This is a genomic window from Streptomyces sp. NPDC050509, assembly GCF_044457965.1.
Taxonomy (GTDB): domain Bacteria; phylum Actinomycetota; class Actinomycetes; order Streptomycetales; family Streptomycetaceae; genus Streptomyces.
This window is the reverse complement of sequence record NZ_JBITHL010000007.1, coordinates 93,554-115,625: the sequence shown is the minus strand read 5'-3', so window position 1 is coordinate 115,625 and position 22,072 is coordinate 93,554. Positions and strand designations below refer to the sequence as shown.

Annotated in this window: 22 protein-coding genes; 19 read left to right on the top strand and 3 right to left on the bottom strand. The window is 70.9% G+C overall.

The annotated features are described in order from the left end of the window. Positions 1–40: 40 nt before the first annotated feature. Both ACIBJC_RS20870 and ACIBJC_RS20865 read right to left on the bottom strand, forming a co-directional pair. Positions 41–1,270, bottom strand: coding sequence for a DUF349 domain-containing protein (locus ACIBJC_RS20870; protein ID WP_399294516.1), 1,230 nt, complete (start codon positions 1,268–1,270; stop codon positions 41–43). A gap of 149 nt (positions 1,271–1,419) precedes the next feature. Next, positions 1,420–2,211 carry a peptidylprolyl isomerase gene (locus tag ACIBJC_RS20865; protein ID WP_399294513.1) on the bottom strand — a complete coding sequence of 264 codons (792 nt, stop codon included), beginning with the start codon at positions 2,209–2,211 and terminating at the stop codon, positions 1,420–1,422. A 203-nt stretch (positions 2,212–2,414) separates the two neighbouring features. On the opposite strand from ACIBJC_RS20865, the gene ACIBJC_RS20860 reads away from it, so the two are divergent. The 4 genes from ACIBJC_RS20860 to ACIBJC_RS20845 all read left to right on the top strand — a co-directional run bounded on the left by ACIBJC_RS20860 (position 2,415) and on the right by ACIBJC_RS20845 (position 6,601). After that, on the top strand, positions 2,415–3,128 hold the full coding sequence (locus ACIBJC_RS20860; RefSeq protein ID WP_399295151.1) for an MBL fold metallo-hydrolase: 714 nt from the start codon (positions 2,415–2,417) through the stop codon (positions 3,126–3,128). Between the two features lie 13 nt (positions 3,129–3,141). Then, positions 3,142–4,404 carry a histidine--tRNA ligase gene (gene hisS / locus ACIBJC_RS20855; protein ID WP_399294509.1) on the top strand — a complete coding sequence of 421 codons (1,263 nt, stop codon included), beginning with the start codon at positions 3,142–3,144 and terminating at the stop codon, positions 4,402–4,404. Between the two features lie 109 nt (positions 4,405–4,513). Beyond that, positions 4,514–5,149, top strand: coding sequence for a vitamin K epoxide reductase family protein (locus tag ACIBJC_RS20850; RefSeq protein WP_399294506.1), 636 nt, complete (start codon positions 4,514–4,516; stop codon positions 5,147–5,149). A gap of 96 nt (positions 5,150–5,245) precedes the next feature. Further along, positions 5,246–6,601: a replication-associated recombination protein A gene (locus ACIBJC_RS20845; protein ID WP_399294503.1), complete on the top strand. Its 1,356-nt coding sequence runs from the start codon at positions 5,246–5,248 to the stop codon at positions 6,599–6,601. A gap of 77 nt (positions 6,602–6,678) precedes the next feature. Here ACIBJC_RS20845 and ACIBJC_RS20840 read toward each other — a convergent pair whose 3' ends face one another. Continuing rightward, positions 6,679–7,365: a DUF2470 domain-containing protein gene (locus tag ACIBJC_RS20840; protein WP_399294500.1), complete on the bottom strand. Its 687-nt coding sequence runs from the start codon at positions 7,363–7,365 to the stop codon at positions 6,679–6,681. A gap of 185 nt (positions 7,366–7,550) precedes the next feature. Between ACIBJC_RS20840 and rpsD the strand changes: the two genes are divergently transcribed. The 15 genes from rpsD to nusB all read left to right on the top strand — a co-directional run bounded on the left by rpsD (position 7,551) and on the right by nusB (position 21,995). Next, entirely contained in the window at positions 7,551–8,165 is a 615-nt protein-coding gene (rpsD, locus tag ACIBJC_RS20835; RefSeq protein ID WP_329828447.1) for a 30S ribosomal protein S4, read from the top strand. Positions 8,166–8,417: 252 nt separating this feature from the next. Further along, positions 8,418–8,864, top strand: a complete 447-nt coding sequence (locus ACIBJC_RS20830) for a DUF948 domain-containing protein (RefSeq protein ID WP_329828446.1) — start codon at positions 8,418–8,420, stop codon at positions 8,862–8,864. Positions 8,865–8,872: 8 nt separating this feature from the next. After that, positions 8,873–9,199, top strand: coding sequence for a DUF6167 family protein (locus ACIBJC_RS20825; protein WP_399294495.1), 327 nt, complete (start codon positions 8,873–8,875; stop codon positions 9,197–9,199). Continuing rightward, positions 9,199–11,868 (top strand): alanine--tRNA ligase, encoded by a 2,670-nt coding sequence (gene alaS, locus ACIBJC_RS20820; protein ID WP_399294492.1) that lies wholly within the window; start codon positions 9,199–9,201, stop codon positions 11,866–11,868. Before ACIBJC_RS20825 ends, alaS begins: the two co-directional genes overlap by 1 nt. 12 nt (positions 11,869–11,880) lie before the next feature. Further along, positions 11,881–12,354: a Holliday junction resolvase RuvX gene (gene ruvX, locus ACIBJC_RS20815; protein ID WP_329828443.1), complete on the top strand. Its 474-nt coding sequence runs from the start codon at positions 11,881–11,883 to the stop codon at positions 12,352–12,354. Between the two features lie 122 nt (positions 12,355–12,476). Beyond that, the gene (mltG, locus tag ACIBJC_RS20810; RefSeq protein WP_399294489.1) at positions 12,477–14,276 is read left to right on the top strand and encodes an endolytic transglycosylase MltG; all 1,800 of its coding nucleotides are present in this window, start codon (positions 12,477–12,479) and stop codon (positions 14,274–14,276) included. After that, a complete protein-coding gene (locus ACIBJC_RS20805) occupies positions 14,276–15,100 on the top strand; it encodes a shikimate dehydrogenase (RefSeq protein WP_399294486.1) in 825 nt (274 codons plus the stop codon). The genes mltG and ACIBJC_RS20805 overlap by 1 nt, the downstream gene beginning before the upstream one ends. A 155-nt stretch (positions 15,101–15,255) precedes the next feature. After that, the gene (gene aroC / locus ACIBJC_RS20800; RefSeq protein ID WP_399294483.1) at positions 15,256–16,440 is read left to right on the top strand and encodes a chorismate synthase; all 1,185 of its coding nucleotides are present in this window, start codon (positions 15,256–15,258) and stop codon (positions 16,438–16,440) included. After that, positions 16,437–17,039, top strand: coding sequence for a shikimate kinase (locus tag ACIBJC_RS20795; protein WP_399294480.1), 603 nt, complete (start codon positions 16,437–16,439; stop codon positions 17,037–17,039). Before aroC ends, ACIBJC_RS20795 begins: the two co-directional genes overlap by 4 nt. Then, positions 17,036–18,130, top strand: coding sequence for a 3-dehydroquinate synthase (gene aroB / locus ACIBJC_RS20790; protein ID WP_399294477.1), 1,095 nt, complete (start codon positions 17,036–17,038; stop codon positions 18,128–18,130). The genes ACIBJC_RS20795 and aroB overlap by 4 nt, the downstream gene beginning before the upstream one ends. After that, positions 18,127–18,567 carry a type II 3-dehydroquinate dehydratase gene (gene aroQ, locus ACIBJC_RS20785; RefSeq protein WP_399294474.1) on the top strand — a complete coding sequence of 147 codons (441 nt, stop codon included), beginning with the start codon at positions 18,127–18,129 and terminating at the stop codon, positions 18,565–18,567. Before aroB ends, aroQ begins: the two co-directional genes overlap by 4 nt. Positions 18,568–18,694: 127 nt before the next feature. Beyond that, positions 18,695–19,666, top strand: coding sequence for an AAA family ATPase (locus ACIBJC_RS20780; protein WP_399294472.1), 972 nt, complete (start codon positions 18,695–18,697; stop codon positions 19,664–19,666). A gap of 108 nt (positions 19,667–19,774) precedes the next feature. Then, positions 19,775–20,878: an aminopeptidase P family protein gene (locus ACIBJC_RS20775; protein WP_399294469.1), complete on the top strand. Its 1,104-nt coding sequence runs from the start codon at positions 19,775–19,777 to the stop codon at positions 20,876–20,878. A gap of 119 nt (positions 20,879–20,997) precedes the next feature. Then, positions 20,998–21,564 carry an elongation factor P gene (gene efp / locus ACIBJC_RS20770; protein WP_384921713.1) on the top strand — a complete coding sequence of 189 codons (567 nt, stop codon included), beginning with the start codon at positions 20,998–21,000 and terminating at the stop codon, positions 21,562–21,564. A 2-nt stretch (positions 21,565–21,566) separates the two neighbouring features. Then, positions 21,567–21,995 (top strand): transcription antitermination factor NusB, encoded by a 429-nt coding sequence (gene nusB, locus ACIBJC_RS20765; RefSeq protein WP_329828430.1) that lies wholly within the window; start codon positions 21,567–21,569, stop codon positions 21,993–21,995. The last annotated feature ends 77 nt before the right edge of the window (positions 21,996–22,072 follow it).

The window sequence follows — 22,072 nt, the reverse complement described above, 5'->3', positions numbered from 1 at the left end:
GTGCTGTGTGCCGCTGCGGCTCAGCCGCTCGCTCCGGCTCTCAGCCGCCGAACTCCTGGAGACCCTTGAGCGCCTGGTCCAGCAGCGCCTGCCGGCCCTCCAGCTCACGGGCCAGCTTGTCGGCCTTCGCGTTGTTGCCCGCCGCGCGCGCCGTGTCGATCTGCTTGCGCAGCTTGTCGACGGCCGCCTGGAGCTGCCCCGTCAGACCCGCGGCCCGCGCACGGGCCTCCGGGTTCGTCCGGCGCCACTCGTTCTCCTCGGACTCCTGGAGCGCCCGCTCCACCGTGTGCATCCGGGCCTCGACCTTGGGCCGGGCGTCGCGCGGTACGTGACCGATGGCCTCCCAGCGCTCGTTCAGCGCGCGGAAGGCCGCCCGGGCCGTCTTGAGGTCCGTGACCGGCAGCAGCCGCTCGGCCTCGACCGCCAGCTCCTCCTTGAGCTTCAGGTTCTCCGTCTGCTCGGCGTCGCGCTCGGCGAAGACCTCGCCGCGCGCCGCGAAGAAGACGTCCTGGGCGCCGCGGAAGCGGTTCCACAGCTCGTCCTCGGCCTCGCGCTGTGCGCGGCCCGCCGCCTTCCAGTCCGTCATCAGCTCGCGGTAGCGCGCGGCCGTACCGCCCCAGTCGGTGGAGCCGGAGAGCGACTCCGCCTCGGCGACCAGCTTCTCCTTGGCCTTACGGGCCTCCTCGCGCTGCGCGTCGAGCGCCGCGAAATGGGCCTTGCGCCGCTTGGAGAACGCCGAGCGCGCGTGCGAGAAGCGGTGCCACAGCTCGTCGTCGGACTTCCGGTCCAGCCGGGGCAGGCCCTTCCAGATGTCCACCAGCGCCCGCAGCCGCTCACCGGCCGACCGCCACTGGTCGCTCTGCGCCAGCTCCTCCGCCTCGGTGACCAGCGCCTCCTTGGCGTGGCGCGCCTCGTCGGTCTGCTTGGCCCGCTGCACCTTGCGCTCCTCGCGGCGCGCCTCGACCGTGGCGACCAGCGCGTCGAGCCGCGTCCGGAGCGCGTCGAGATCGCCGACGGCGTGGTGCTCCTCCACCTGCCCGCGCAGATGGTCGATGGCCGTCGTCGCGTCCTTCGCGGACAGGTCGGTGGTCTTCACGCGCTTTTCCAGGAGGCCGATCTCGACCACCAGGCCCTCGTACTTGCGCTCGAAATAGGCCAGAGCCTCTTCCGGAGATCCTGCCTGCCACGATCCGACGACCTGCTCGCCCTCGGCCGTCCGCACGTACACGGTGCCCGTCTCGTCGACGCGGCCCCACGGGTCGCTGCTCACAGCGCCTCCTCCACCTGATGCCCGTGAGGGGAATGGCCCCCGGGCATCATCCACAGTTCCTGGGACGGGCTGCGCCCGCCCTGCACAACGCCAATCTAGGCGACCGGCCGCCCGGCTGTCCGCACTCAGCGCGGCCGAAATTCACAGGGTCACGCCTTGTCGACCGTGCCCTTCTCCACGGTGACGGCCTTCTTGGGCGCGCCGTCGCCCGCCCCACCGTCCACGCCGGCCTTCCCCACGGCTTCCACGGCCTTCAGACCGGCCTCGTCCATGGTCCCGAACGGGGTGTAGCTGGGCGGCAGTTTGGTGTCCTTGTAGACCAGGAAGAACTGGCTGCCGCCGGTGTGCGGCTGGCCGGTATTGGCCATGGCCACCGTGCCCGCCGGATACGTCACGCTGCCGTCCGCGCCGGCCTTGCCGAGGGACGTCAGGTTCTCGTCCTCGATCGTGTAGCCGGGGCCGCCGGTCCCGTCACCCTTCGGGTCGCCGCACTGGAGGACGAAGATCCCCTCGGTGGTCAGCCGGTGGCACTTCGTGCTGTCGAAGTACCCCTTGTCGGCGAGCGCCTTGAACGAGTTCACCGTGTGCGGTGTCTTCTTCGCGTCCATGGCGATCGCGATGTCACCCTGGCTCGTCTTGAGGCCCAGTGTGTACTTCGCGTTCTTGTCGATGGTCATCTTCGGCTCGGGCGCGGCGCTCTCGCTCTCCGAGGGCGACGCCGACGGGCTCGCCTCCGAAGCGGCGTCGTCCTTCGAGCCGTCGCCGTCGCTCAGACCGATGGAGAAGTACGCCGCGCCTCCCGCGAGCACCACCACGGCCAGTGCGGAAGCGATGACCGCGTTGCGCCGCTTCGCCTTCTGCCGGGCCTCAACCCGCCGCTGCTGCTGCCGCTCGAACTTCTCCCTGGCGAGCTGCCGCCGCCGCTGATCGCTCTTGACCACCGGGTCCACTCCTCGTGTCTGTGTGTGATCCTGTTCGGTCCCATCCGGCCTGACCAGTGCCACGACCGGGCAAACCTTTCCGGGAGGGGCACCAGATGCGTACGGTATATGGGTTGGCTGTGGAATGAGGAGCGCCGGTATCCTCTCCGAACAGCCGCATTCTCCGCCGGACCATGCGCGCCGGACGACATATAAGGACGATCGTGCTCATTGCCGGGTTCCCCGCCGGAGCCTGGGGGACCAATTGCTATCTGGTCGCCCCCGCCGCGGGTGAGGAGTGCGTGATCATCGACCCGGGCCACCAGGCCGCCCCAGGGGTCGAGGAAGCGGTCAGGAAGCACCGTCTCAAGCCCGTCGCGGTCATCCTCACCCACGGGCACATCGACCATGTCGCCTCCGTCGTCCCGGTGTGCGGCGCGCATGACGTACCGGCGTGGATCCACCCCGCCGACCGCTACATGATGAGCGACCCGGAGAAGGCCCTCGGCCGCTCGATCGGGATGCCGCTCATGGGCGAGCTTACGGTCGGCGAGCCGGACGACCTGCGGGAGCTGACCGACGGCGCCGGGCTGGCGCTGGCGGGCCTGGAGTTCACCGTCGCGCACGCGCCCGGCCATACGAAGGGGTCGGTGACCTTCGCGATGCCCGAGACCGCGGACATTCCGCAGGTCCTCTTCTCGGGCGATCTGCTCTTCGCCGGCTCCATCGGACGCACCGACCTGCCCGGCGGTGACCACGGAGAGATCCTGGCGTCGCTGGGCCGCGTGTGCCTGCCGCTCGACGACTCGACCGTGGTGCTCTCCGGCCACGGCCCCCAGACGACCATCGGCCGGGAGCGCGCCACCAACCCGTATCTCCGGGACGTGGCCACCGGCCAGGGAGACGGCACGCACGCCGCTCCGCGACGAGGAATGTGAAACACCGATCTCCATGAGCACTTTCCAGGCACCCAAGGGCACCTACGACCTGATCCCGCCCGTCTCGGCGACCTTCCTCGCCGTACGCGAGGCGATCGCCGCGCCGCTGAAGAACTCCGGCTACGGCTATGTCGAGACGCCCGGATTCGAGAACGTGGAGCTGTTCGCCCGCGGCGTCGGCGAGTCCACGGACATCGTCTCCAAGGAGATGTACGCCTTCGAGACCAAGGGCGGCGACAAGCTGGCCCTGCGCCCCGAAGGCACCGCCTCCGTCCTGCGCGCCGCGCTGGAGGCCAACCTCCACAAGGCCGGCAACCTGCCCGTCAAGCTCTGGTACTCCGGCTCGTACTACCGCTACGAGCGCCCCCAGAAGGGCCGCTACCGCCACTTCTCCCAGGTCGGCGCCGAGGCGATCGGTGTCGAGGACCCCGCGCTCGACGCCGAGCTGATCATCCTCGCCGACCAGGCGTACCGCTCGCTGGGCCTGCGGAACTTCCGCATCCTCCTCAACTCGCTGGGCGACAAGGAGTGCCGCCCCGTCTACCGCGAGGCCCTTCAGGGATTCCTGCGCGGACTCGACCTGGACGAGGAGACGCGCCGCCGGATCGAGATCAACCCCCTGCGGGTCCTCGACGACAAGCGCGCCGACGTGCAGAAGCAGCTCGTCGGGGCGCCGATGCTGCGCGACTACCTGTGCGACGCGTGCAAGGCGTACCACGAAGAGGTGCGCGAGCTGCTGACCGTCCAGGGCGTCGCCTTCGAGGACGACGAGAAGCTCGTCCGCGGCCTCGACTACTACACCCGCACCACCTTCGAGTTCGTCCACGACGGCCTCGGGGCGCAGTCCGCGGTGGGCGGCGGCGGCCGGTACGACGGGCTCTCGGAGATGCTGGGCGGCCCCGCGCTCCCGTCGGTCGGCTGGGCGCTCGGCGTGGACCGTACGGTACTGGCCCTGGCGGCCGAGGGCGTCGAGCTGGACATCCCGCCGGCCACCAGCGTGTACGCGATCCCGCTCGGCGAGGAGGCGCGCCGGAAGCTGTTCGGCGTCGTCACGGAGCTGCGCGCGGCGGGCGTCGCGACGGACTTCGCGTTCGGCGGCCGGGGCCTCAAGGGCGCGATGAAGTCCGCCAACCGCTCGGGCGCGCGTTACACGCTCGTCGCCGGGGAGCGGGATCTTGAGGAGGGCGTCGCCCAGCTCAAGGACATGGAGAGCGGCGAGCAGACGGCGATCGCGCTCGACACCCTGGTGGCCGAGGTGACCCGGCGCCTCGGCTGAGCCCCGTGCTCCTGCCGGAGCGCCTTTATCCCCGGCGAACGCCGGTCGCGGGAGCCTGTACGGCAGAATGAGCCTGCCCGTACAGGCCCCTCAGCGATGGAACGGCGATATGACGAGTGCAGCGGTTGACGACGTCTCCTCCGACCGGGAGGGCGGGAAGGCCCCCGGCACGGTCGGCGGCGGACGGGTGTTCGCCCTGCTGCTGGTGGTCACGGGGGCGGCGGGGCTGCTGGCCGCGTGGGTGATCACGATCGACAAGTTCAAGCTGCTGGAGGACCCGAACTTCACGCCGGGGTGCAGCCTGAACCCGGTCGTCTCCTGCGGCAACATCATGAAGAGCGCCCAGGCGTCGGTGTTCGGCTTCCCCAACCCGATGCTCGGCCTGGCCGCCTACTCCGTGGTCGTCGCCATCGGGATGGGGCTGCTGGCCGGAGCGCGTTACCGGGGCTGGTTCTGGCTGGGGCTGAACGCGGGGACGCTCTTCGGCGTCGGGTTCTGCACCTGGCTCCAGTACCAGTCGCTGTACAGCATCAACTCGCTCTGCCTCTGGTGCTGTCTGGCGTGGGTCGCGACGATCCTGATGTTCTGGTACGTCACCGCCCATAACATCCGTCACCGGATACTGCCGGCCCCCGCCTGGCTGCGCGGCTTCTTCGCCGAGTTCACCTGGGTCCTGCCGGCGCTGCACATCGGGATCATCGGGATGCTGATCCTGACCCGCTGGTGGGACTTCTGGACGAGCTGAGCCCCGGCCCGCCCCAGGGCGGGCCGGGCGTTGACGGCGTTGTCAGTGCTGTCAGTGCTGTCAGTGCTGTCAGGGGGTTGGCATAGGCTTTCACGCGTGGAGCCCGACCTCTTTACCGCAGCCGCGGAAGACCGCCAGGAGAAGGACCCGTCCGCCAGCCCGCTGGCCGTCCGGATGCGTCCCCGTGTCGTCGACGAGGTCGTCGGCCAGAAACATCTGCTGAAGCCGGGATCCCCGCTGCGCCGGCTGGTGGGCGAGGGCAGCGGCGGTCCCGCCGGTCCCTCGTCCGTGATCCTCTGGGGCCCGCCGGGCACCGGGAAGACGACCCTCGCCTATGTCGTCTCCAAGGCCACCAACAAACGCTTCGTCGAGCTGTCGGCGATCACCGCGGGCGTCAAGGAGGTCAGGACCGTCATCGACGGGGCCCGGCGCGCCGCCGGCGGCTTCGGCAAGGAGACGGTCCTCTTCCTCGACGAGATCCACCGCTTCAGCAAGGCCCAGCAGGACTCCCTGCTGCCCGCGGTGGAGAACCGCTGGGTGACGCTGATCGCCGCCACCACGGAGAACCCGTACTTCTCGGTGATCTCCCCGCTGCTCTCCCGCTCCCTGCTGCTCACGCTGGAGCCGCTCACGGACGAGGACCTGCGCGCCCTGCTGCGGCGTGCGCTCACCGAGGAGCGCGGACTCGGGGGCGCCGTCACCCTGCCCGAGGACGCCGAGGCGCATCTGCTGCGCATCGCGGGAGGCGACGCCCGGCGGGCGCTGACCGCGCTGGAGGCGGCGGCCGGCGCCGCGCTCGCCAAGAGCGAGCGGGAGATCACCCTCCTGACCGTGGAGGAGACCGTCGACCGCGCGGCGGTGATGTACGACCGGGACGGCGACCAGCACTACGACGTGGCGAGCGCCCTCATCAAGTCGATCCGCGGCTCCGACGTGGACGCGGCGCTGCACTATCTGGCCCGGATGATCGACGCGGGGGAGGACCCCCGCTTCATCGCGAGACGGTTGATGATCTCGGCGAGCGAGGACATCGGGCTCGCCGATCCGACCGCGCTGCCGATCGCGGTCGCCGCCGCCCAGGCCGTGGCCATGATCGGCTTCCCGGAGGCCGCCATCACGCTCAGCCACGCCACCATCGCGCTGGCCCTCGCCCCCAAGTCCAACGCCGCCACGATGGCGGTCTACGCGGCCTTGGAGGATGTGAAGAAGGGGCTGACGGGGCAGGTCCCGGCGCATCTGCGGGACGGCCACTACAAGGGCGCGGCCAAGCTCGGCCATGCCCAGGGCTACGTCTATCCGCACGACGTCCCGGGCGGGATCGCGGCCCAGCAGTACGCACCGGAAGCGGTGCGCGACAGGCGTTACTACGAGCCCACGCGGTACGGCGCGGAAGCGCGCTACGCGGACGTGGTCGACAAGGTGCGCGAGCGGCTGCGCGGCGACACCGGCTGAGACCTCCGCGTACGGGATCTCCAGACCTCCGCGTACCGGACTTCCGGGTGTGCGCCTCCCCGGGACACCCCGCCGCGCTATTGGGCGGCCGCGTCGAAGAGGGTGTGCATCGCGTAGCGCAGCTCGTTGACGTTCCGGACCGGCTCGGGGAAGTCGAAGCGGGCGTCGAAGCACTGGACCCCGGTGAAGCGCACCCGCAGTCCGAAGCGGTCGATCCCGACCGGTACGGCCGCGGTGGTGGACGCGGCCTCGGTCCGCTCGCCGAGCAGCCCGCGCAGGGACTGGACCTCGGCGCTGTGCGCGGAGTGGAGGTGCTGCAGCAGCTCCGCCTCGTGCTCGACCAGCGGGTCGGGGGTCGCCCGTACGAAGTCCTCGGGCTCCACGGACTCGGCGCCCCACAGGTCGTCCACGCACGCCTCGCCGACCTCCAGGCGCAGCGTCATCCGGCCGGCGTCCGCCAGGTCGGGTTCGCGGGTGAGCCAGCCGGAGAGCCAGGCCCGGCCGCGGATACGGTGGGGTACGGAGACGGGCGCCACGTCCGTGAGCTCCAGGACCGCGGTGAGTTCGTCGTCCTGTGCGTGGGTGGCGGCCCGTACCGCGGGGGAGTCCGAGGGGAAGACGAGGAACACCTCGCCGTCCGGGCCCACGGACCGTACGTCGGGCATGAGCTGGTAGGGCCTGGCCCCGTCCAGGCCCGGGATGAGCAGCACCGCCGAGCATGTACCCTGTACGAGAGTTCGTGTGCGTTCGGCTGCTGACGGCATCCGATCGATTTCAAGCCCGCTGGGACGCGGCTGACCATGAGCTGATCGGACCTCCGTCGATTCGTCGCTCTCCGCGCCGAGCTTGTCTGTGATGTCTGTGATGCGCGTGGTGTTCCCAGGGCGAGACATGCGATCTCCTTGAGTAAGGTGAGCCTAACCTAACCTACAACGGAGGTCTGGAGAACGTGCCTAACCAGTCGCGTCCCAAGGTCAAGAAGTCACGTGCGCTCGGTATCGCGCTGACGCCCAAGGCGGTCAAGTACTTCGAGGCCCGTCCTTACCCGCCGGGTGAGCACGGTCGTGGACGCAAGCAGAACAGTGACTACAAGGTCCGTCTGCTGGAGAAGCAGCGCCTGCGCGCCCAGTACGACATCAGCGAGCGCCAGATGGCCCGCGCCTACGACCGCGCCAAGAAGGCCGGCGGCAAGACGGGCGAGGCCCTGGTCGTCGAGCTGGAGCGCCGTCTCGACGCGCTCGTCCTGCGGTCGGGCATCGCCCGCACCATCTACCAGGCCCGTCAGATGGTCGTGCACGGTCACATCGAGGTCAACGGTGGCAAGGTCGACAAGCCGTCGTTCCGTGTCCGTCCCGACGACGTCGTGATGGTCCGCGAGCGCAGCCGTGAGAAGGTCCCCTTCCAGGTCGCCCGCGAGGGTGGCTACGACACGGACGGCGAGACCCCGCGCTACCTCCAGGTCAACCTGAAGGCGCTGGCGTTCCGTCTGGACCGCGACCCGAACCGCAAGGAAATCCCGGTCATCTGCGACGAGCAGCTCGTCGTCGAGTACTACGCCCGCTGACCCGGACGCGGTAGCTCCACCACGCTTCAGCCCGCCGTCTCCCCGCCCCTCGTGGCCGGAGAGCCGGCGGGCTTTCGCGTGGGCCTCCCGCCGCCCCGCACGCCGCTAATCCGGTACGGGGCCGGGCCGTCGGCGCGATAGGGTCGGAGGACGACTTTCCAGTCGCCTGTCAGTTGTCAGTTCCGTCGCCGGCTCAGGCGTCAGCGGCCTTTCAGTTGTCAGCGACCTTCGACGATCAGGGAGCGGTGCGGCGTGACCGGTGGAGAGGTTGCCGGAATCCTGGTGGCCGTGTTCTGGGCCATTCTGGTCTCCTTCCTGGCCGTGGTGCTGGTGAGGCTGGCGCAGACGCTCAAGGCGACCACCCGGCTGGTGGCGGACGTCACCGAACAGGCCGTCCCCCTCCTCGCGGACGCGTCCGCGACGGTCCGCTCCGCGCAGACCCAGCTCGACCGGGTCGACGCCATCGCGTCGGACGTCCAGGAAGTCACCTCCAACGCCTCGGCGCTCTCCACCACGGTCGCCTCGACGTTCGGCGGCCCCCTCGTCAAGGTCGCGGCGTTCGGCTACGGCGTACGCCAGGCCATGGGGCGCCGGGGCGCCCCCGACGCCGGGAGCGAGCCCGCGGAGCGGGCCACCCGCCGTACGGTCGTCGTCGGCCGTACGCTCCCCGCCGCCCGGTTCCGGAAGAAGAAGGGCTGACCGCAGCGATGTTCCGCCGTACGTTCTGGTTCACCGCGGGCGCCGCCGCCGGCGTCTGGGCCACCGCCAAGGTCAACCGCAAGCTCAAGCAGCTCACCCCGGAGAGCCTCGCCGCCCAGGCGGCGAACAAGGCAATCGATGCCGGGCACAAGGTCAGGGAGTTCGCCGTCGACGTCCGCTCCTCCATGGTGCGGCGCGAGACCGAACTCGGCGAGGCGCTGGGCCTGGACGCACCCGCGGACCACGCGCTGCCCGCCCCGCGACGGCTCGCCGCGATCGACCGCCCCCGGACCACGCACTCCTACAACCCGCACAACCGGAATGAGGACCACTGATGGAGTCGGCTGAAATTCGTCGCCGCTGGCTGAGCTTCTTCGAGGAGCGCGGTCACACCGTCGTCCCTTCGGCGTCGCTCATCGCGGACGACCCGACTCTGCTTCTGGTCCCGGCGGGCATGGTGCCCTTCAAGCCGTACTTCCTCGGCGAGGTCAAGCCTCCGTACGACCGCGCCACCAGCGTGCAGAAGTGCGTCCGTACCCCGGACATCGAAGAGGTCGGCAAGACCACCCGGCACGGCACGTTCTTCCAGATGTGCGGCAACTTCTCCTTCGGCGACTACTTCAAGGAAGGCGCCATCACCCTCGCCTGGGAGCTGCTGACCGGCTCCGTGGCGGACGGCGGCTACGGACTCGACCCGGAGCGCCTGTGGGTCACCGTCTACCTGGACGACGACGAGGCCGAGCAGATCTGGCGCGAGAAGATCGGCGTCCCCGCCGAGCGCATCCAGCGCCTCGGCAAGAAGGACAACTACTGGTCCATGGGCGTGCCGGGCCCCTGCGGCCCCTGCTCGGAGATCAACTACGACCGCGGCCCCGAGTTCGGCGTCGAGGGCGGCCCCGCCGTCAACGACGAGCGCTACGTGGAGATCTGGAACCTGGTCTTCATGCAGTTCGAGCGAGGCCCCGGCGAGGGCAAGGACGACTTCCCGATCCTCGGCGAGCTGCCCTCCAAGAACATCGACACCGGTCTCGGCCTCGAACGTCTCGCCATGATCCTCCAGGGCGTACAGAACATGTACGAGACCGACACCCTGCGGGTCGTCATGGACAAGGCCACCGAGCTGACGGGCGTACGGTACGGCGCCGACCACGGCTCGGACGTCTCGCTGCGCGTGGTCGCCGACCACATCCGTACGTCCACGATGCTCATCGGTGACGGCGTCACCCCCGGCAACGAGGGGCGCGGCTACGTACTGCGCCGCATCATGCGCCGCGCCATCCGCAACATGCGCCTCCTCGGCGCCACCCAGCCGGTGGTCGCCGACCTGATCGACGTGGTCATCAGGACCATGGGCGAGCAGTACCCGGAGCTGGAGACAGACCGCAAGCGTATCGAGACCGTCGCCCTCGCCGAGGAGGCCGCCTTCCTCAAGGCCCTCAAGGGCGGTACGAACATCCTTGACACCGCCGTCACCGAGACCAAGGCCGCCGGCGGCCGGGTGCTCCCCGGCGACAAGGCGTTCCTGCTCCACGACACCTGGGGCTTCCCTATCGACCTCACCCTGGAGATGGCCTCGGAACAGGGCCTCTCCGTGGACGAGGACGGCTTCCGGCGGCTCATGAAGGAGCAGCGGGAGCGGGCCAAGGCCGACGCCAAGGCCAAGAAGTCCGGCCACGCCGACCTCTCCGCCTACCGCTCGGTCGCGGACACCAGCGGCTCCACCGAGTTCACCGGCTACACCGCCACCGAGGGCGAGTCGACCGTCGTCGGCCTGCTCGTCGACGGGGTGCCCTCGCCGGCCGCCACCGAGGGCGACGACGTCGAGATCGTCCTCGACCGCACGCCGTTCTACGCCGAGGGCGGCGGCCAGCTCGCCGACCAGGGCCGGATCCGGCTCGACAGCGGCGCCGTCGTCCAGATCCGCGATGTCCAGCAGCCGGTCCCCGGTGTCTCCGTGCACAAGGGAACGGTGCAGGTCGGCGAGGTGACGGTGGGCGCCTCCGCGTACGCCGCCATCGACCTGACCCGCCGCCGGGCCATCGCCCGTGCCCACAGCGCCACCCATCTCACGCACCAGGCCCTGCGCGACGCCCTCGGCCCGACGGCCGCCCAGGCCGGTTCCGAGAACTCCCCGGGCCGCTTCCGCTTCGACTTCGGCTCGCCCGCCGCCGTACCCGGCACGGTGCTCCTCGATGTCGAGCAGAAGATCAACGAGGTGCTCGCCCGGGAGCTGGACGTCCAGGCCGAGGTCATGTCGATCGACGAGGCCAAGAAGCAGGGCGCCATCGCCGAGTTCGGCGAGAAGTACGGCGAGCGGGTCCGCGTCGTCACCATCGGCGACTTCTCCAAGGAGCTGTGCGGCGGCACGCACGTCCACAACACCGCCCAGCTCGGGCTGGTGAAGCTGCTCGGCGAGTCGTCGATCGGCTCCGGGGTACGGCGTATCGAAGCCCTGGTGGGTGTGGACGCGTACAGCTTCCTGGCCAAGGAGCACACCGTCGTCGCCCAGCTCCAGGAGCTGGTCAAGGGCCGCTCCGAGGAGCTGCCCGAGAAGATCGCGGGCATGCTCGGCAAGCTGAAGGACGCCGAGAAGGAGATCGAGAAGTTCCGCGCGGAGAAGGTGCTCGCCGCCGCCGCCGGACTGGCCGGCTCCGCCAAGGACGTACGGGGCACCGCTCTGGTCACCGGGCAGGTCCCGGACGGCACCTCGGCCGACGACCTGCGGAAGCTGGTCCTCGACGTGCGTGGCCGGATCAGCGGCGACCGGCCGGTGGTCGTCGCCCTGTTCACCACGGCGGGCGGGCGCCCGCTGACGGTCATCGCCACCAACGAGGCCGCCCGCGGTCGCGGACTCAAGGCCGGTGACCTGGTGCGTACCGCCGCCAAGACCCTCGGTGGCGGTGGCGGCGGCAAGCCGGACCTCGCCCAGGGCGGCGGCCAGAACCCGGAGGCCATCGGGGACGCCGTCGCCGCCGTCGAGCGCCTCGTCGCCGAGACGGCCTGAGGCCGGCGCCGGATGAGCGCGATGCGCAGAGGACGCCGGCTCGCGGTCGACGTCGGGGACGCCCGGATCGGGGTCGCCTCGTGCGACCCCGACGGGATCCTTGCCACGCCGGTGGAGACCGTGCCGGGACGCGACGTCCCGGCCGCCCACCGGCGGCTGCGGCAGATCGTCGAGGAGTACGAACCCGTCGAAGTGCTGGTCGGGCTGCCGCGCTCCCTCAACGGGGGCGAGGGGCCCGCCGCCGCGAAGGTACGTGTGTTCGCCCAGGAGCTCGCACGGGGGGTCGCACCGTTGCCGGTACGACTGGTCGATGAGCGAATGAGCACAGTGACGGCCAGTCAGGGACTGCGCGCTTCGGGCGTTAAGTCCAAGAAAGGGCGGTCCGTTATCGACCAAGTGGCGGCAGTTGTCATCCTCCAGAGCGCGCTGGAGGCCGAACGGGTATCAGGTAATCCTCCCGGCGAGAGCGTCGAAGTGGTCATCTGATCGCGGTACGGTAACGTTCCGCGCGATGCGACGGTGTTCGAACAGCCGCCGCACAGCAAAGAGGCGAAACGGACGCCGTGCCACTGAGCTCAGCGGTCACGCCTCGCGGCTCAAGGGGATCGATGACTGACTATGGCCGGGGCCCGGGCCCCGAACCGTGGCACCCTGGGGACCCTCTCTACGGGGACGCGGGGTGGACGGCACAGCAGGCCACCGACGGCAGCGGCTCCTCCTACGGAGGGCAGCAGCAGTACCCGCAGCAGCCGCAGGCCCAGGCGCAGTACGGGGCGGCGCAGGACCCGTACCAGCAGCAGTACCAGCCACAGCAGCAGCCGCAGCATCCTCAGTACCAGGGCGGCCAGCCCGAGTACGGTGCGCAGCAGTACAGCGACCAGCAGTACGGGACGCAGCAGCAGCCTCAGCACCCCCAGCACCCGCAGTACGGGGAGCAGCAGTACGCGCCGCAGCAGGCCCCGCAGCAGTACGGTGATCCGCAGTACAACGACCCGCAGTACAACGGCGGTTGGGACAACGGCCAGCAGGCCGAGATGCCGTACGGGGCGAACTCCTCGGCCCCCTACGCGGGCGAGTACGGCACCTACGCGGAGAACCACGACCAGTACGGCACCCCGGACGCCTACCCGCCTCCGCAGCCCCCCGGCCTGCGCCAGGCCGAGCCTGAACCTCAGGCGGAACCCGACCAGGCCGAGGCCGCCGAGGACGCGCCGGAGAAGGAGACGCACCCCTTCTTCACCGGTGAGGGCGGCGACGACAAGGACGACGACGCGGGCACGGGCCGCAGTGGCGGGGGCCGCGAGCGCCGGGGCAAGACGAAGAAAAAGAAGAGCCGCAACGGCACCGCCTGCCTCGTCGTCGCCGTGGTCTTCCTGGGCGGCGCCGGCGGTATCGGCTATGTCGGCTACCAGTTCTGGCAGAGCAAATTCGGCCCCCCGCCGGACTTCGCGGGCGCGGGCTCCGGCGATATCGAGGTGGAAATCCCCTCGGGCGCCGGCGGATACGAGATCGGCGCCATTCTGGTGAAGAGCGGCGTGGTGAAGAGCCAGCGCGCCTTCGTCGCCGCACAGAACCAGAATCCCAAGGGAAATACCATCCAGGCGGGCGTCTACATTCTCGGCAAGGAGATGTCGGCGCGGAACGCGGTCACGAAGATGCTCAGCCCGAGCAGCAGAAACGCGCTGATCTTCCCCGAGGGCAAGCGCAACGAATTCGTCTACGAGCAGATCGACAAACGGCTCGGGCTCAAGAAGGGCGAGACCGCGGCCGTCGCCAAGGCGCAGGCGAAGAACCTGGGTCTGCCGAAATGGGCCAACGACAACAAGGGCATAAAGGATCCACTGGAGGGCTTCCTCTTCCCGGCGAGCTACCCGGTCGCGAAGGGAACGAAACCGGAGAACGTCCTCAAGAAGATGGTCGCCCGCGCCAGTGCCGAATACGAGAAGCAGGACATCGAGGCCGAGGCGAAGAAGCTGAAGCTGAGTTCGCCGCTCCAACTGCTCACCATCGCGAGCCTCGTGCAGGCGGAGGGCAAGTACAAGCACGACTTCGACAAGGTCGCCCGCGTCGTCTACAACCGCCTGCAGCCGGAGAACACCGAGACCGTCGGGCGCCTTGAGTTCGACTCCACCGTCAACTACATCAAGGCCCAGAGCAGGCTGGATCTCGGTGCGGTCGACGACCTGCGCAGGATCAAGGACCCGTACAACACCTACGACATCAAGGGCCTTCCGCCCGGACCCATCGGAAACCCGGGTGCCGACGCCCTGCACTCGTCGATCAACCCGGCGGAAGGTCCCTGGTACTACTTCGTCTCGGTGACCTCGGACAAGACGCTCTTCGCCGTCACCAATGAAGAGCACGAGGAGAACCGCCAGGAGTACGAGAGGGAAGCCAAGAAACAGTGATGTCACATCGGCGGGCGGCGGTCCTCGGATCGCCCATCGCTCACTCCCTCTCCCCGGCGCTGCACCGCGCCGCCTACGGGGAGCTCGGCCTGAGCCAGTGGACGTACGACCGTTTCGAGGTGGACGAGGCCGGGCTGCCCGGCTTCCTCGAAGGGCTGCGCGACGATCCCTCGTGGGCCGGTCTCTCGCTGACCATGCCGCTCAAACGGGCCGTCATCCCGCTGCTGGACGAGGTCACCGACACCGCGGCCTCCGTGGAGGCGGTGAACACCGTCGTCCTCGGCGACGACGGGCGGCGCACCGGCGACAACACCGACATCCCGGGCATGATCGCCGCCCTGCGCGAGCGGGGCGTGGAGAAGGTGGAGTCCGCGGCGATCCTGGGGGCCGGCGCGACCGCGTCGTCCGCCGTCGCCGCGCTCTCCCGTATCTGCGCGGGTCCGGTCACCGCGTACGTACGGACCAAGGCGCGCGCCGCCGAGATGCGCGGCTGGGGCGAACGCCTCGGGGTCGACATCCGGATCGCCGACTGGGCCGAGGCCGACCGGGCGCTGCACGCGCCGCTGGTGATCGCCACCACCCCGGCGGGCGCCACCGACGCCCTCGCCGACGCGGTCCCCGAGGCGGCCGGCACGCTCTTCGACGTGCTGTACGAGCCGTGGCCGACGGCGCTCGCGTCGGCCTGGGCACAGCGCGAGGGGGCTCTTGTGAGCGGGCTCGACCTGCTGGTCCACCAGGCGGTGCTCCAGGTGGAGCTGATGACGGGGCGCTCGCCCGCGCCGCTCGCCGTGATGCGGGAGGCGGGCGCCGCGGCGCTCGGCTGAGCCGTACCGCGCCGGGGCGCCCCGGCGCGGTGTGGTCCGCTCCGCGGACCGCTGCCCGCCGCTGATCCCCGCCGTGGGAGAATCGGACATGGCGGGCCAGGGCCGCGCACCCGGTCGCGCCGCTGTCGTCCCAGGCGCGAGTATGAGGAGCACCGTTGAGCAGGTTGCGCTGGCTGACCGCGGGGGAGTCCCACGGACCCGCACTCGTGGCGACGCTGGAGGGTCTTCCCGCCGGTGTGCCCATCACCACGGAGATGGTGGCGGACCACCTGGCCCGGCGCCGCCTCGGCTACGGCCGCGGTGCTCGGATGAAGTTCGAGCAGGACGAGATCACCTTCCTCGGCGGTGTACGGCACGGCCTGACCATGGGCTCGCCTGTCGCGATCATGGTGGGCAACACCGAGTGGCCCAAGTGGGAGCAGGTCATGTCGGCCGATCCGGTCGACCCCGCCGAGCTGGCCAAGCTCGCCCGTAACGCCCCGCTGACCCGCCCCCGGCCCGGTCACGCGGACCTCGCGGGCATGCAGAAGTACGGCTTCGACGAGGCCCGTCCCGTCCTGGAGCGCGCCAGCGCCAGGGAGACCGCCGCGCGGGTCGCGCTCGGCGCGGTGGCGCGCTCGTACCTGAAGGAGACGGCCGGGATCGAGATCGTCTCCCACGTCGTCGAGCTGGCCGCGGCGAAGGCCCCGTACGGCGTCTACCCGGAGCCGTCCGACGTGGCGAAGCTGGACGCGGACCCGGTGCGCTGCCTGGACGCCGACGCGAGCAAGGCGATGGTCGCGGAGATCGACCAGGCCCACAAGGACGGCGACACCCTCGGCGGCGTCGTCGAGGTGCTGGCGTACGGCGTGCCGGTCGGGCTCGGTTCGCACGTCCACTGGGACCGCAGGCTCGACGCCCGGCTCGCCGCCGCGCTCATGGGCATCCAGGCGATCAAGGGCGTCGAGGTCGGCGACGGCTTCGGGCTCGCCCGGGTGCCGGGCTCGCAGGCGCACGACGAGATCGTCCCGACCCCCGACGGCATCCGGCGCGCCTCCGGCCGCTCGGGCGGCACCGAGGGCGGGCTGACCACCGGTGAGCTGCTGCGCGTACGGGCCGCGATGAAGCCCATCGCGACCGTGCCGCGCGCGCTGGCCACCGTCGACGTGGTCACCGGCGAGGTGACCAGCGCCCACCACCAGCGCTCCGACGTGTGCGCCGTGCCGGCCGCCGGCATCGTCGCCGAGGCCATGGTCGCGCTGACCCTCGCGGACGCGGTCGCGGAGAAGTTCGGCGGCGACAGCGTCAAGGAGACCCGTCGCAATGTCACCTCGTACCTCGACAACCTCCAGATCCGATGAGCACCCCGGACCCGGCGAGCGGGCCGGGGAACGGGCCGGCCGTCGTGCTCGTCGGCCCCATGGGTGTCGGCAAGTCCACCGTCGGTGAACTGCTCGCCGCGCGGCTCGGCACGGCCTTCCGCGACAGCGACGCCGACATCGTCGCCGCCCAGGGACGGTCCATCGCCGAGATCTTCGTGGACGACGGCGAGACGCACTTCCGCGGGCTGGAGCGCGAGGCGGTACGGCACGCGCTCGCCGAGCACACCGGGGGCGTTCTCGCGCTCGGCGGCGGCGCGATCCTCGACGAGGCCACCCGCGCCGAGCTGACCGGGCTGCCGGTCGTCTACCTCTCGATGGAGGTCGGCGAGGCGGCCCGGCGGACCGGACTGAACACGGCGCGCCCGCTGCTGGCCGTCAACCCCCGCCAGCAGTGGAAGCTGCTGATGGAGGGGCGCCGCCATCTGTACACGGAGGTGGCCCGGGTCTCCGTCGCCACCGACGACCGCACGCCCGAAGAGGTCGTGGACGCCGTCCTCGACGCGCTGGAGCTCACCTCCCCTCCGGCGGAGGAGCTCAGGATCCCCGGCACGATCCCCGGCAAGGAGAACCCCGTATGACGGAGCAGGCAGTCACCCGTATCCAGGTCGGCGGCACCGCGGGTCACGACCCGTACGAGGTGCTGGTCGGCCGGCAGCTCCTGGGCGAGCTGCCCGCCCTGATCGGGCCGCGGGTCCGGCGGATCGCCGTCATCCACCCCGAGGCGCTGGAGGGGACCGGCGAGGCGCTGCGCGCGGACCTCGCCGAGCAGGGGTACGAGGCCGTCGCGATCCAGGTGCCGAACGCCGAGGAGGCGAAGACTGCCGAGGTCGCCGCGTACTGCTGGAAGGCGCTCGGGCAGACCGGCTTCACCCGCAGCGATGTGATCATCGGCGTGGGTGGCGGAGCCACCACCGACCTGGCCGGATTCGTCGCCGCGACCTGGCTGCGCGGGGTGCGCTGGATCGCCGTACCGACGACCGTGCTCGCCATGGTCGACGCGGCCGTGGGCGGCAAGACGGGCATCAACACCGCCGAGGGCAAGAACCTTGTCGGCGCCTTCCACCCGCCCGCCGGGGTGCTCTGCGACCTCGCCGCGCTGGACTCCCTGGGCGTCAACGACTACGTCAGCGGCATGGCGGAGATCATCAAAGCGGGGTTCATCGCGGACCCGGCCATCCTGGAGCTGGTCGAGTCCGACCCGCAGGGCGCGCGTACGCCCGCGGGGCCGCACACCGCCGAGCTGATCGAGCGTTCGATCCGGGTCAAGGCCGAGGTCGTCTCCAACGACCTCAAGGAGGCCGGTCTCCGGGAGATCCTGAACTACGGCCACACCCTGGCGCACGCCATCGAGAAGAACGAGCGCTACAAGTGGCGGCACGGCGCGGCCGTCTCCGTCGGCATGGTCTTCGCCGCCGAACTGGGGCGGCTGGCCGGCCGGCTCGACGACGCGACCGCCGACCGGCACCGCGCCGTACTGGAGTCCGTCGGCCTTCCGCTGACCTACCGCGGCGACCAGTGGCCCAAGCTGCTGGAGACCATGAAGGTCGACAAGAAGTCCCGCGGCGACCTGCTGCGCTTCATCGTCCTCGACGGCCTCGGCAAGCCGACCGTGCTGGAGGGCCCGGACCCGGCGGTGCTGCTCGCCGCGTACGGGGAGGTGTCGGCGTGACCCGTCGGGTCCTCGTCCTCAACGGGCCCAACCTGGGCCGTCTCGGCTCGCGCGAACCCGATGTGTACGGGGCGACGTCGTACGCCGGGCTGGTGGACGCCTGCCGGACGCTCGGCAAGGAGCTGGGGCTCGACGTCGACGTACGGGAGACGAACGACGAGGGCGAGCTGATCCGCTGGCTCCACGAGGCCGCGGACGGTGCTGTGCCGGTCGTTCTCAACCCGGGCGCGTTCACCCACTACTCGTACGCGATGCGGGACGCGGCGGCCCAGCGCACGGCGCCGCTGATCGAGGTGCACATCTCGAACCCGTACGCGCGCGAGGAGTTCCGGCACACCTCCGTGGTCGCGGCCGTCGCCAGCGGTACGGTCGCGGGCTTCGGCATCGGCTCGTACCGGCTCGCGCTGCGTGCCCTCGCGGAGGAGCTCACCGCCTGACGGGGCGCCCCGGCGCTCCTCACGCGTCCCGGCCGTTCCCACGGGGACGGCCGGGAGCGGTACCGTTCGGTAGCGCGGCCCGCGGGGCCGCCGACAGCGTCAGTCGCACGAGACGGAGTGGCACCGGATGCAGCACTCAGTGGGGGCTCCGTTGCCGCCTCCCCAGGGACCGGGGCACGGAACCGGATGGGCTCCCGGGACACCGGGCGTACACCAGGTGCACGGAGCGCATCAGGTGCACGGAGCGCACCAGGCGCACCAGGCACAGGGACCTCAGCCGGTGCAGGGGTCCCACCAGCCCCCTGGCGCCCCGCAGCCCTCAGGGCCCCCTGGGCTGCCCCAGCCTCCGGGACAGCGCCCGATTCCCGGGCAGCACCCCGGACCGGCGCACGGGCCCGCACAGGGGCTCGGACACGGCCCCGTACCGCCGCCCGGCGCGCCGGGCGGGCAGCCCCCCGCCGATGTCACCGGACACGTCCGGCTCCCGCCCGGCGGCCCCGTGCCGGTCCCCGCCGCGCCGCCCGCCGACAGCGGTACGGGCACGGCGACCCTCGCCGTCCTGCTCATCGGGCCCGCGGGCGCGGGCAAGACGACCGTGGCCCGGCACTGGGCGAGCAGCCGCCGGGTGCCCACCGCGCACATCAGCCTGGACGACGTACGCGAATGGGTCTGCGCCGGGTTCGCCGACCCGCAGTCCGGCTGGAACGACCACTCCGAGGCGCAGTACCGGCTGGCCCGCCGCACCTGTGGCTTCGCCGCCCGCAACTTCCTCGCCAACGGCATCTCCTGCATCCTCGACGACGCGGTCTTCCCGGACCGCCCGGTCGTCGGACTCGGCGGCTGGAAGCGCCATGTCGGCCCCGGACTGCTCCCGGTTGTCCTGCTCCCCGGGCTGGAGATCGTGCTGGAGCGCAACGCCGAGCGCAGCGGCAACCGCCGGCTGGCGGACGAGGAGGTCGCCGGCATCCACGGCCGGATGGCCGGCTGGTACGGCTCGGGGCTGCCCATCATCGACAACTCCAAGTACGACGTGGAGACCACCGCCCGGGTCCTGGACGACGTCCTGGCCCGCGCCGTGGCCTCCCCGCCGAGCTGGTGAACCGGCCGGTGCCGTCCCCGAAGGGCCGCGCCCTGCGGCCCCACGGCGCGGCCCCCGGTCGGACGCGCTGAACCGGCCGGGTGAGCCACCCGCTCGTACGCTCGGGTCATGTCAGACGTGTATGCGGTCCGCCGCGCGCGGCTGCGTGACCGGTGCGCCGCCGCGGGCAACCCGGCGGCCCTGGTCTCCCGGCCCGCCAACGTCCGCTACCTCGCGGGCGGGGCGCCGCCCGGCGCCGTACTGCTGCTCGGCCCGGACGACAACGACACGCTGCTCTGCCCCCGCATGCCCGGCCACGAAGGACCGGAAGGGATCGACGAACGGCTGCGTCTGACCGCCGTACCCACCAGCGGGGACCCCGCCGTGGCCGCCGCGGGGATCCTCACCCCCTCGTCCGCCGGATCGCTCGCCGTCGAGGAGCACCACCTGACCGTCGCCCGCCACCGGGCCATCGGCGCCGTCGTGCCCGGGCTGCGCCTCACCGACCTCGGCCGCGCCGTCGAGCAGCAGCGGATCGTCAAGGACGAGGCGGAGATCGCCTGTCTGCGGATCGCCGCCGAGATCGCCGACCACGCGCTGGGGGAGCTGCTGGAGTCGATCCTGGTGGGCCGCACGGAGCGGCATCTCGCGCTGGAGCTGGAGCGGCGGCTCGTCGACCACGGCGCCGACGGCCCGGCCTTCCCGACCGTCGTGGCCACCGGGCCGCACTCGGGCCGCCCCGGGCACCGTCCCTCGGACCGCCGGGTCGAGGAGGGTGATTTCCTCTCCGTCGGGCTCGGCGCGGACTACCGCGGATACCGGTGTCTCATCGGCCGAACGTTCGTCATCGGAACCTCCCCCGCCGACTGGCAGATCGAGCTGTACGAGCTGGTCTTCGCGGCACAACGGGCAGGTCGGGAGGGCCTCGTGCCGGGCGCGGGCTACCGCGACGTGGACCGCGCGACGCGGCATCCGCTGGAGGCCGCCGGGCACGGCGAGGGGCTCGCACCCCGTACGGGACACGGTGTCGGACTCGAAATCGACGAGGACCCGCAGCTCGCCCCCGCGGCCATGGGTAAACTGGACGCTTGTGTGCCGGTCACCGTCGGACCGGGGGTCCACCTCCCGGGCCGGGGCGGTGTCCGCATCGATGACACGCTCGTCGTCCGCCCCGAGGCGGACGGCGGACCCGAGCTACTCACCATCACGACCAAGGAGCTGCTCGCGCTCTAGTCCGGCGCCTGTGCCCAGGCACTGCCCGGGCCATGGCGCGGGGGTCGCCCAGGTATCCGCCGGGGCGGCGCGCGGCCCTCGGTCGTCCACCTGCTTTCAGTCCAGGAGATTCCGCAACCGTGGCTTCCACGAACGACCTCAAGAACGGCCTGGTGCTCAAGCTCGACGGAGGCCAGCTCTGGTCCGTCGTCGAGTTCCAGCACGTCAAGCCCGGCAAGGGCCCGGCCTTTGTGCGCACCAAGCTGAAGAACGTGCTCTCCGGCAAGGTCGTCGACAAGACCTTCAACGCCGGCGTGAAGGTCGAGGTGGCCACCGTTGACCGCCGCGACATGCAGTTCTCGTACATGGACGGCGAGTACTTCGTCTTCATGGACATGAGCACCTACGACCAGCTCATGATCGACCGCAAGTCGGTCGGTAACGCGGCGAACTTCCTGATCGAGGGCTTCACCGCCACGGTCGCCACGCACGAGGGCGAGGTGCTCTACGTCGAGCTGCCCGCCGCGGTCGAGCTGGTCATCAAGCACACCGACCCGGGCGTCCAGGGCGACCGCTCCACCGGCGGCACCAAGCCGGCGACGCTGGAGACCGATTACGAGATCGGTGTCCCGCTCTTCATCACCACCGGCGAGAAGATCAAGGTCGACACCCGTACGGGCGACTACCTCGGCCGGGTGAACAGCTAACCGTGGCTGCCAGGAGCAATGCCCGTAAGCGCGCGTTCCAGATCCTCTTCGAGGCCGATCAGCGCGGTACGTCCGTACAGAACGTTCTCGCGGACTGGATCAGGCACTCTCGCTCCGACGACCGTCAGCCGCCGGTCAATGAGTTCACCATGGAACTGGTCGAGGGGTACGGGGAGCACGTGGCCCGTATCGACGAACTCATCGCCACCTACGCGGTGGACTGGGACCTCGACCGGATGCCGGTCGCCGACCGCAACATCGTCCGGCTCGGCACGTACGAACTGATCTGGCTGGACGGGACCCCGGACGCCGTGGCGATCGACGAGGCGGTCCAGCTCGCCAAGGAGTTCTCCACCGACGACTCCCCGTCGTTCGTGAACGGCCTTCTCAGCCGTTTCAAGGACCTCAAGCCGAGTCTGCGCCGCGCCTGAGCGGCGGTCTGCCCTCACGCGCCGGACGGGATCAAGCCGGCCCGCCCGGTACGTGAGGGCATCCGTGTCTCCGGACA

Bases quoted from the DNA above. Each gene is read 5' to 3' on its own strand.
- ACIBJC_RS20850 (WP_399294506.1), top strand. From the start codon at position 4,514: ATGACGAGTGCAGCGGTTGACGACGTCTCCTCCGACCGGGAGGGCGGG.
- ACIBJC_RS20795 (WP_399294480.1), top strand. From the start codon at position 16,437: ATGAGCACCCCGGACCCGGCGAGCGGGCCGGGGAACGGGCCGGCCGTC.
- mltG (WP_399294489.1), top strand. From the start codon at position 12,477: ATGACTGACTATGGCCGGGGCCCGGGCCCCGAACCGTGGCACCCTGGG.
- ACIBJC_RS20780 (WP_399294472.1), top strand. From the start codon at position 18,695: ATGCAGCACTCAGTGGGGGCTCCGTTGCCGCCTCCCCAGGGACCGGGG.
- ACIBJC_RS20840 (WP_399294500.1), bottom strand. From the start codon at position 7,365: ATGCCGTCAGCAGCCGAACGCACACGAACTCTCGTACAGGGTACATGC.
- alaS (WP_399294492.1), top strand. From the start codon at position 9,199: ATGGAGTCGGCTGAAATTCGTCGCCGCTGGCTGAGCTTCTTCGAGGAG.
- ACIBJC_RS20775 (WP_399294469.1), top strand. From the start codon at position 19,775: ATGTCAGACGTGTATGCGGTCCGCCGCGCGCGGCTGCGTGACCGGTGC.
- ACIBJC_RS20825 (WP_399294495.1), top strand. From the start codon at position 8,873: ATGTTCCGCCGTACGTTCTGGTTCACCGCGGGCGCCGCCGCCGGCGTC.
- ruvX (WP_329828443.1), top strand. From the start codon at position 11,881: ATGAGCGCGATGCGCAGAGGACGCCGGCTCGCGGTCGACGTCGGGGAC.
- hisS (WP_399294509.1), top strand. From the start codon at position 3,142: ATGAGCACTTTCCAGGCACCCAAGGGCACCTACGACCTGATCCCGCCC.
- ACIBJC_RS20805 (WP_399294486.1), top strand. From the start codon at position 14,276: ATGTCACATCGGCGGGCGGCGGTCCTCGGATCGCCCATCGCTCACTCC.
- aroB (WP_399294477.1), top strand. From the start codon at position 17,036: ATGACGGAGCAGGCAGTCACCCGTATCCAGGTCGGCGGCACCGCGGGT.